Source organism: Mesorhizobium sp. M1E.F.Ca.ET.041.01.1.1, assembly GCF_003997355.1.
GTDB lineage: Bacteria > Pseudomonadota > Alphaproteobacteria > Rhizobiales > Rhizobiaceae > Mesorhizobium.
The window spans coordinates 1-8,089 of the sequence record NZ_RZSL01000276.1 but is presented as its reverse complement, the minus strand read 5'-3'; the positions used below and the strand labels follow the sequence as shown (position 1 = coordinate 8,089).

At 61.3% G+C, this 8,089-nt stretch carries 9 protein-coding genes and 1 tRNA gene; 3 read left to right on the top strand and 7 right to left on the bottom strand.

All coding sequences use genetic code 11. The features are described from left to right. The first annotated feature begins 135 nt into the window (after window positions 1-135). Window positions 136-411, top strand: a complete 276-nt coding sequence (locus EOA38_RS21210) for a hypothetical protein (protein ID WP_127300152.1) — start codon at window positions 136-138, stop codon at window positions 409-411. Between the two features lie 477 nt (window positions 412-888). Here EOA38_RS21210 and EOA38_RS21200 read toward each other — a convergent pair whose 3' ends face one another. From EOA38_RS21200 to EOA38_RS21185, 3 genes are all read right to left on the bottom strand, one after another. Further along, on the bottom strand, window positions 889-1,695 hold the full coding sequence (locus EOA38_RS21200; RefSeq protein WP_127300151.1) for an NYN domain-containing protein: 807 nt from the start codon (window positions 1,693-1,695) through the stop codon (window positions 889-891). A gap of 109 nt (window positions 1,696-1,804) precedes the next feature. Beyond that, window positions 1,805-2,029: a hypothetical protein gene (locus EOA38_RS21195; protein ID WP_126093533.1), complete on the bottom strand. Its 225-nt coding sequence runs from the start codon at window positions 2,027-2,029 to the stop codon at window positions 1,805-1,807. A gap of 503 nt (window positions 2,030-2,532) precedes the next feature. Next, window positions 2,533-2,618, bottom strand: a tRNA-Leu gene (locus EOA38_RS21185). A gap of 190 nt (window positions 2,619-2,808) precedes the next feature. On the opposite strand from EOA38_RS21185, the gene EOA38_RS21180 reads away from it, so the two are divergent. Further along, window positions 2,809-3,042: a hypothetical protein gene (locus tag EOA38_RS21180; protein ID WP_245480886.1), complete on the top strand. Its 234-nt coding sequence runs from the start codon at window positions 2,809-2,811 to the stop codon at window positions 3,040-3,042. 163 nt (window positions 3,043-3,205) lie between these two features. On the opposite strand, the gene EOA38_RS21175 is transcribed toward EOA38_RS21180, so the two are convergent. Both EOA38_RS21175 and EOA38_RS21170 read right to left on the bottom strand, forming a co-directional pair. Further along, a complete protein-coding gene (locus EOA38_RS21175) occupies window positions 3,206-3,871 on the bottom strand; it encodes an outer membrane protein (protein WP_127300149.1) in 666 nt (221 codons plus the stop codon). Between the two features lie 91 nt (window positions 3,872-3,962). Beyond that, the gene (locus EOA38_RS21170) at window positions 3,963-4,175 is read right to left on the bottom strand and encodes a hypothetical protein (protein WP_127300148.1); all 213 of its coding nucleotides are present in this window, start codon (window positions 4,173-4,175) and stop codon (window positions 3,963-3,965) included. A 157-nt stretch (window positions 4,176-4,332) separates the two neighbouring features. On the opposite strand from EOA38_RS21170, the gene ade reads away from it, so the two are divergent. Then, a complete protein-coding gene (gene ade / locus EOA38_RS21165; RefSeq protein ID WP_127300147.1) occupies window positions 4,333-6,144 on the top strand; it encodes an adenine deaminase in 1,812 nt (603 codons plus the stop codon). A gap of 18 nt (window positions 6,145-6,162) precedes the next feature. Here the strand turns inward: ade and EOA38_RS21160 are convergent, their stop codons facing one another. Continuing rightward, window positions 6,163-7,329 (bottom strand): alpha/beta hydrolase, encoded by a 1,167-nt coding sequence (locus EOA38_RS21160; RefSeq protein ID WP_126093538.1) that lies wholly within the window; start codon window positions 7,327-7,329, stop codon window positions 6,163-6,165. A gap of 118 nt (window positions 7,330-7,447) precedes the next feature. Beyond that, a partial coding sequence (locus tag EOA38_RS21155) for an alpha/beta hydrolase (protein ID WP_127300146.1) occupies window positions 7,448-8,089 on the bottom strand: 642 nt, incomplete at its 5' end.

Below are 8,089 nucleotides of genomic sequence, written 5' to 3'. Positions count from 1 at the left end.
CCGCCGCACATGCAAGATAGCTAATCTCTACCTCAAAAGGACATGGCGTGATCGCGTAACCTCTTGGCAACCTGTCGGCGATGAGGAATATAATCCTCCCGGTGCGGCGACCTCATTTCGGAGATCGTCACGACAATGAAATTCCCCTTCGTCGAAGGCACGCTTGGCAAGAAGCCGGAAGCCGGCACAGGCCTTTCGGTCGACTGCCTCACTTGCCGGCGCCATGCGATCCTTGACGTTGCAGAACTGGTGCGCCGGCTCGGGCCGGATCACGGAGCGATGCATTGGGATCTGATTAAGGTGCTCTATTGCCACGAATGCCGCGCCGCCGGCCGCGATGATCGGAATTTGCATTTCACCAACCATGCAATGACGCCGGATAAGCGTAAGGGCTGGACGCCTTGTCCTTGAAGCCGGAAGCGGCCCGGCAAGGCTAGCGCCGGGCACCGGCTAACGAAACACCAGCGTCGCTAATCCCCGCGCGGGGGTCTGGCTCTTGGTGGCAAGCTTTCACACGGATTTGCAGCCAATCTGGCGATTCGCCGATCTCTTAGCCACAGAGAGTTCTTGCTTTCCAGTATCTCATGGCGATCGTCATCAGCGGCCGCTCGGCCTCGCATCGAGGCGATCGCATAGTCGGCTCTGTTCGTTCGAAAGTCTTCTTTTTGGACAGACATCGCTTTCCTCCCGGTCCGCGGCGTTTCCCTCCTTTAGCCTGGGCGGAGACACTAGCTGCCGATGCATCGCAGGAGTCTACAAATTGAGGATTGTATTAAAATGCTACACTTCGCTACGCGCGCCTGCGATTCGAGGAGGGGCCGGTCTTGCGGGGTAGCGCCGACCGCGCTGGCGAGCATTACGGCCCGATCGCGGCGATGTAGAGCGGAACTATCGACCGGGCTCCTTCCGTGGAAACAGGCCGAATTGGCGTTCCACATATTTCAGGAATACTTCGGGTTTTCTCATCTTGTAGATCGCCCGGTTGTCTTTCGCAGCGTAGATGTGCGGATGGTGAGCGTTCTCATAGATGTCGTAGGAGTGGCCACCTTCAAATACGAACGTCTTGGAAAAGCCAAAGCCTTGATCGGTGATCGTGGTCAAGGGCGGGTTCGGCGTCAATTCACTTATCCCGTATAGGTCGTCGTCGCCAGCGCCTTCGAAATGAACGACGATGTTAAGCTCGTTGATGTAGGACACCTCGTCAGCCAACTCATATAGATATTTCGGGGTTTTGCCGCGTATGCATTTGAGGATGGTTCTGGTTTGCGTTCCTTGAAGTGCCTCTAGGACTGGGTAAAAGTCGCCGTCATTGGCGAACAGGAAAGCCCGATGGAGACCATTTACAGCCTGTCGATAGACATCGATCGCCAACAATATATCGACGCCTTTTTGCTCCTGCCCGCGCTTGGGCCTAAACCTCGCTACGCCGTTCTTTACGTGAACGCCAGGATAGCTATTGATCCTGTCAAATAGCTTTTGGCTCTTCTCCAGCAGGACCTGATGGGAAGCTTCGTCAGTACCTGGCTTTTGGTCAGGATAGGCGTTGTAAAAAAAGGTTCGCGCTGCGGCGTCAGCCTCCCATTGGAAGAACCTGCCGAAATCGAAAATGGCGCCTTCATCCATGCTGAAATAGCTTCTGGCGCTCTCGATAAGCGAAAGCAGCGACGAGCCGTCCACAAACGCATATGTGCTCATTCAAACCCCGCACCCAATAAGAAGTCGGAATGCTACTGGTGCGGGCATCGCAAAGGCAAGCGGTCTCCGAAGGGAGCGGCCTGACGTTCTCAGCGAACGGGAACGTCGCTTACTTCTTGGCGATGAACCGCTGCACCATCACGGTTGAAACGCGCCCCACCAAGATACTGATGCCGGTTACGATGGGCACATATACCCGACCATTCCAACCTTCGGCCTTGCAGAGCTTTACAAGTAAGAGAGCCAAGGGGAGCCCCACCAGAAGAACGCCAAGAGCCTGCGGACGTCGCTTTTTGAGGCGCTCGATATGTGCCTCTTGTTCTGGCTTGATCATCACGAAAGCCCCGCCGTCCCAGCCGAAACCAATCGCGCAACTGTGGCGCGCATAAGCCGGCTCCCGCAAGGGGAGTGCTTGACGATTTCAGCAGGAGGTGGCGCGCGCGGTAAACGGATGATCGCATCGAGGATGCTGCAATTTGCGGTATGCTCAATTCCATGCGGGATGCTGCTACAGTCCCTTATGGCCGTCCGAATAGTGGTTGTCCTGGCGCTTCTTTTCGCCTTCGCCTATGGATTCGCAAAACTCGTGGAACATTATGGCGGCGTTGGCGATCAACCCTCTCCGTGTGAAGAATTGTCAGACCTTGATTGCCCAGACCCGAACGCGCCACCTGCTATTCGGCATTTGCTCCCCACCTACATCTCGCTGTTGTCGATGATGCCGCCTTCGCCGTCGGGCAACTGATTCGAGAGCGCCGATCGCTTCCTGAGCCTCACCGGCGCCGCCACCATTCTCGGGGATGAATTCAACGCCGGCCGCTTCTAGCAATTTCAATGTGGTGCGGACGACGGGAATCGAACCCGTACGATCAGAGATCGAGGGATTTTAAGTCCCTTGCGTCTACCAATTCCGCCACGTCCGCTGGCGAAGCTCTTTTCAGATGCCAGCCCGTAGCCGTCAAGGCATGTTTCGGGACAAGCGTCCTTGCGGGAACCATGACAGGCACAACGGCACCACGGTGCGAATATATTAGCTATGTTTAAAATTCGAGATTGTCCTAGCCGATATCGTTAGCATTTCCTTGCCAACATCGAGCCCAAGTTGATGGCAGAATGCGTGCAGCCATGCGCGGGGCAGGGTGGATCAAAGGATTGCGGGCAGCCGAGGCGCAGGAGCTGCGGCGCGAGATTGCCCAGCTTGAGCTCGACTTGATCGAGGCCGCCAACTCGGGGGGCAAGGGAAAGCTCCACGACATTGCGCACAGCTTGCGATGGCAAAAGGCGCGCCTGGAGCGGCTGGAGGAGTGCCTGGCCGCCATGCCGGCCGGGAAGACCACTTCGGCTTGATCCTGGATAGTGGCGTGATCGCGCAATTACGCCTCTGGAGGCGTTCACTACGGTCGTCCTCGCGGTGGACTTGATCCGCCGCGGCCGGCGTCTTTCAGGCCCTACCCATTCCCCCCGCCCCCTGCGGGCGCCGGCCACCTTCGTTCCGTTGCTGCTCTGCAATTCAGAACTTGTAGCTGAAGTTCACGCCCAGTGTGTGGAGCTTCAGGTCCTGGTCGCGGTCGGAGAAGGCGTCCGGGACGTCGAAATGCTCCTTGCCGAAATCGTAGTAGCGGTACTGCGCGCCGACGACGATGTTGTTGCTCAACGCATAGTCGACGCCGGCACCGATCGTCCAGCCGGCGCCGGTGCGTGTCTCAGCGAAGCTGGGCCCGGCGTTTTGTGAAGTCTCGATGCCGGCGAAGGCGACGCCGCCGACGCCGTAGATCAGCCAGCGATCGGCCGCCAAGCCGGCCTCGGCATTGACCGATCCCAGCCATTTGATGTCGGTGCCGACGGAATTTCCGGGACTTAGCAGAGCCGAACCGTCGATCGAGGCATAGTTGAGTTCCGCCCGCGCGCCGATCACCGCCTGATTGAACTGCCAAAGGCCGGCGACATGGCCGCCGACAAAGCCGCCGTCGAGATCGGGGGAGGCGGCGAACGGCTCGCCTTCCGTGCCGGCGATGTCGGAGCGGCCCCAGCCGTAACCGGCCTGGAGGCCGGCATAGTAACCCGTCCAGTCGAAGCCGGGTGCGGTCATGGGTAAATCGGCGCCCATGTCCGCAGCCAGGGCAGGCCCGGACAGCAGGGCGAAAAAGCCGGCACTGGCGAGCGTCAGGCGACGCATCGAGCGCTCCGAAATGGCGGTTTCGAAAGACTCCTTGGCACAACCTAGCGTTATTCGCCGCAAAACGGAATTGTATTTCTGCAACAGTGGTTTACGCCGGCGGGTTGCGCACGCGATCCTCCAGACCGCGCTGTTTCTCCTCGGACGAGGCCAGCCGGTTGAAAGCGTATTCGGTAAACAACGAGCCGGCGATGAGGATGGCGATCGGCGCGGCCCATGCCCAGAACGAATGAAAGGTGAAGAAGGCCAGGCCGGCGCAACATGCCGACAACACGAAAATTGCGAACCGAATCGTCTGTGCCATCTTTTATCCGGACGACAGCCTGGGCCGTCAGTCTAGGCGATTTCGCCTTGCCGGAGGAGATATCCGCCAAAACTGCCGTTGCCTTAAAAACAAACCAGTTTTGCCAACTGGTCAAAACCGCGCCCGCTTGGCACAGTCGGGCAAACAGGAGTCCGTCATGGCGGGAAGCGCGAACAAGATGAAACCCAGGCCCTGGACCGAGGTGGCGACGCATCTGGTGGATGTTGCGATGGGCCGCAAGCCCGCCGACCTCGTGATCCGCAACGGCCGCTGGGTGAATGTCCATTCGGGCGAGATCATTCCCGGCACCGATATCGCGATCGCCGCCGGCCGCTTCGCTTATTGCGGGCCGAATGCCGGCCATGCCATCGGGCAGGGGACCAAGGTGGTCGACGCCGGCGGTCGTTACCTGGTGCCCGGTCTTTGCGACGCGCACATGCATGTGGAAAGCGGCATGGTGACGGTGACGGAATTCTGCCGCGCGGTGATCCCGCACGGCACAACCTCTATGTTCATCGATCCGCACGAGATCGCCAATGTGCTGGGCCTGCCGGGCGTCCGGCTGATGCATGACGAGGCCGTTGCAATGCCGATCAACGTGCATGTGCAGATGCCGTCCTGCGTGCCTTCGGCGCCCGGCCTGGAGCATGCCGGCGCCGAGCTGACAGTCGCCGACGTCGCCGAGGCGATGACCTGGGAAAACATCATCGGCCTCGGCGAGGTGATGAATTTTCCCGGTGTCGCCGCCAACAATCCGGTGATGTCGGGCGAGATCGCTGAGACCGTCAAGGCCGGCAAGACGGTCGGCGGCCACTATGCCTCGCCCGATCTCGGCCTGCCTTTCCACGGCTATGTCGCCGGCGGCGCCGAGGACGACCATGAAGGCACGCGCGCCGAAGACGCGACCGCCCGCGTGCGCCAGGGCATGAAGGCGATGCTGAGGCTGGGTTCTGCCTGGTATGACGTCGCGGCCCAGATCAAGGCAGTGACGGAAGGCGGTATCGATCCGCGCAACTTCATCCTGTGCACGGACGACAGCCATTCCGGCACGCTGGTGCATGAAGGCCATATGGACCGGGTGGTGCGGCATGCGATTCAGCAGGGGCTGAAGCCGGTGACGGCGATCCAGATGGCGACGCTCAACACCGCCCAGCATTTCAGGCTGGAGCGGGAAGTCGGCTCGATCGCGCCGGGCAGGCTGGCCGATCTCCTGATCGTCTCCGATCTCGCCCAGATGACCATCGATGAGGTCTATGGCCGCGGCGTCAGGCTGGCGAAGGCCGGCAGGCTCGAAATCGACATCCCGGCCTATGACTATCCGCCGACGGCGAAGAACACGGTCAAGCTCGGCAAGAGGCTCAAGGCCGCCGATTTCGACATTGCGGCGCCGCAAGGCGCCAACGAGGTTCGAGCGCGGGTGATCGGCGTGATCGAGAACCAGGCGCCGACCCGGGCGCTCGAAGCCGACCTGCCGGTCGAGGACGGGTTGGTGGCCATGGATCGCCGCAACGACGTTTGCCAGATCGCCCTGGTGGAACGTCACAGGGGCACCGGCGGCGTGACCAACGCCTTCGTGTCCGGCTTCGGCTATGTCGAGGACTGCGCCATGGCTTCGAGCGTGGCGCACGACGCGCATCACATCATCGTCGTCGGCACCAACAAGGAGGATATGGCGTTGGCCGTCAACCGGCTCGGTGAAGTGGGCGGCGGCGTCGTGCTTTATTGCAAGGGCAAGGAACTGGCGCTGGTCGAAATGCCGATCGCCGGGCTGATGTCGGACGAGCGCGCCGAGATCGTCGCGGCCAAAGCCGAGCAACTGACGGAAGCGATGCGCAAGGTCGGCTGCTCGCTCAACAACGCCTACATGCAGCACTCGCTGCTGGCGCTGGTGGTCATTCCGGAGCTCAGAATCTCAGACGTGGGTTTGGTGGACGTGACGACGTTCCAGAAGGTCGATCTCTTTATCTGAGACGGAGCGGGCGCTCACTCACTGTCCACCGGTGGCAATGGTCAGCACCTTGAACGGGGTGGTGATGACGACCTCGGCCACCGAGCCGACCGCCTTGCCGAGGCCCTGGCCGATGTTGTTGAGCTGCGCCGGATCCGGCTCGTCGGATGCCAGGCCGGCGGGCGTGCGCAGGCGGTTGCCGAGCAACTGCACCAGGATCGGATTGTCGGCGAACTTGGCGTGATTCAGACCGTCGCCGCCCTTGGCCTGGGTCAAATCGACCACCGTAACGCCGTAATTGGCGAGATCGGACGCGTTGCCGTAGTCGCCGACGCGCGGTTTGTCGCCGGAAATGAGGCTGGACAGCTTGAGCGCCCGGTCGTCGCCCGAGAGCAGGATGGCGAACGGCTTGTTGGGCTTGCCGTAGCGGATCATCTGCTTCTTGAAGACGTCGACGTCGATGTCGGGCGAGGCGAGGATGACATAGCCGAGCTTGCCGTTGAGATCGCGGTCGCCGGTGATGGCAAGCTGGCGCAACGCTTCCATCGTCAGCCATGTGCCCATCGAATGGGCGATGATGTCGATGCTTTTGGCTCGCGTCTTGGCAAGCATTCTCAGCGTCGCCTCGAGGTCGTCGCGCGCGGCGGTGGAGCTGTCCTTGTCATAGATATAGCCGGTCGTCTTGCCGCTCGACGCCCAGGAGAAGAGCACCGGCGTGCCCGGATATTTCGTGTCATGCGCGATCTGCGTCAGGCGATAGACACCGTCGTCGAAGCCGTTGTTGAAGCCGTGCACGAACACCAGGGCGCGGTCGCCGCGCACCGAAATGTCGGCACCGACCGCCTTGGCGAATTGCTGCGCGTCGCCATAGTGGACGACATCGGTCGCGGTGAACTGCTTGGCCGGGTTGCTGTCGGCCGAACCCTTGGCGCGCTCGATCGCGCCGACCTGATGCGCCTTGGGAACGGTCACATCGACGCGAGCGTAGCTGGTGCTCAGCGAGCGATCGCCGTCGAAAACCTGGCGCGGATCCTTGGCTGCCTGCTGGCGGGTCGTGGCGACGAAGATTTCATGCGTGGCCGCAATGTCGGAGGCCGGGACCGCAACCGTCTTCCTGTTGAGCAGATCGTGCGTATTTCCGCCGGCGCAGCCGGTCAGGGCGAGCGCCAGGGCAAGGCCGAGGACGATCTTCGAACGCACGATCACCCGGGATCCCCCAAGGGCGGCAAACCTCTCTGATTACTCCGATAAAGCCAGAGCACGGCCGGGTCCAGTTCAAAGTCTATGCAGCACGGCAATCGCGACGCGATCCGGCGAGCCACGGTTACTGGATCCCGAGCTGGCTGATGCGGTCGGTGACATCGCGGTCGCTGGCAAAACCATCGTCCTCGCGCAGCCGCTGGCCGATCATCTTCACCAGCACGGGGTTGTCGGCGAATTTGGTGTGGTTGAAGCTGTCGTTGCCCTTTTCCTTGGAAAGGTCAACCACCGTGACGCCATAGGAGGCGAGATCGGCGGCGTCCCTGTAATCGCCGACGCGCGGCCGCGAGCCCGCAATCAGGCCGGAGAGCCGCAGCGCGCGGTCGTCGTCCGACAGCAGCAGGATGAAAGGCTTGTCGGGCTTGCCGTAGCGGCGCATCTGGCTCTTGAAGACGTCGACGTCGATATCGGGCGAGGCCAGCACGACGTCGCCGAGCTTGCCGCTGAGATCCCGGTCGCCGGTGATTGCGAGTTGGCGCAGCGTCTCCATCGTCACCCAGGTCCCCATCGAATGGGCGACGATGTCGATGCGCCGCGCGCCCGTCTGCGCGAGCATTCTCAGCGTCACTTCCAACTGGTCGCGGGCGGCGGCGGCACTTTCCCTGTCATAGACATAGTCGGTGGTCTTGGCGCCCGAAGCCCAGGAGAACAGCACCGGCGTTCCGGGATAGCCGGAATCGTGGACGATCTGCGTCAGACGGTAGAC

Coding starts and splice junctions, on each gene's coding strand:
- EOA38_RS21210 (WP_127300152.1), top strand. CDS start 136: ATGAAATTCCCCTTCGTCGAAGGCACGCTTGGCAAGAAGCCGGAAGCC.
- EOA38_RS21195 (WP_126093533.1), bottom strand. CDS start 2,029: ATGATCAAGCCAGAACAAGAGGCACATATCGAGCGCCTCAAAAAGCGA.
- ade (WP_127300147.1), top strand. CDS start 4,333: ATGGCGGGAAGCGCGAACAAGATGAAACCCAGGCCCTGGACCGAGGTG.
- EOA38_RS21200 (WP_127300151.1), bottom strand. CDS start 1,695: ATGAGCACATATGCGTTTGTGGACGGCTCGTCGCTGCTTTCGCTTATC.
- EOA38_RS21170 (WP_127300148.1), bottom strand. CDS start 4,175: ATGGCACAGACGATTCGGTTCGCAATTTTCGTGTTGTCGGCATGTTGC.
- EOA38_RS21180 (WP_245480886.1), top strand. CDS start 2,809: ATGCGTGCAGCCATGCGCGGGGCAGGGTGGATCAAAGGATTGCGGGCA.
- EOA38_RS21175 (WP_127300149.1), bottom strand. CDS start 3,871: ATGCGTCGCCTGACGCTCGCCAGTGCCGGCTTTTTCGCCCTGCTGTCC.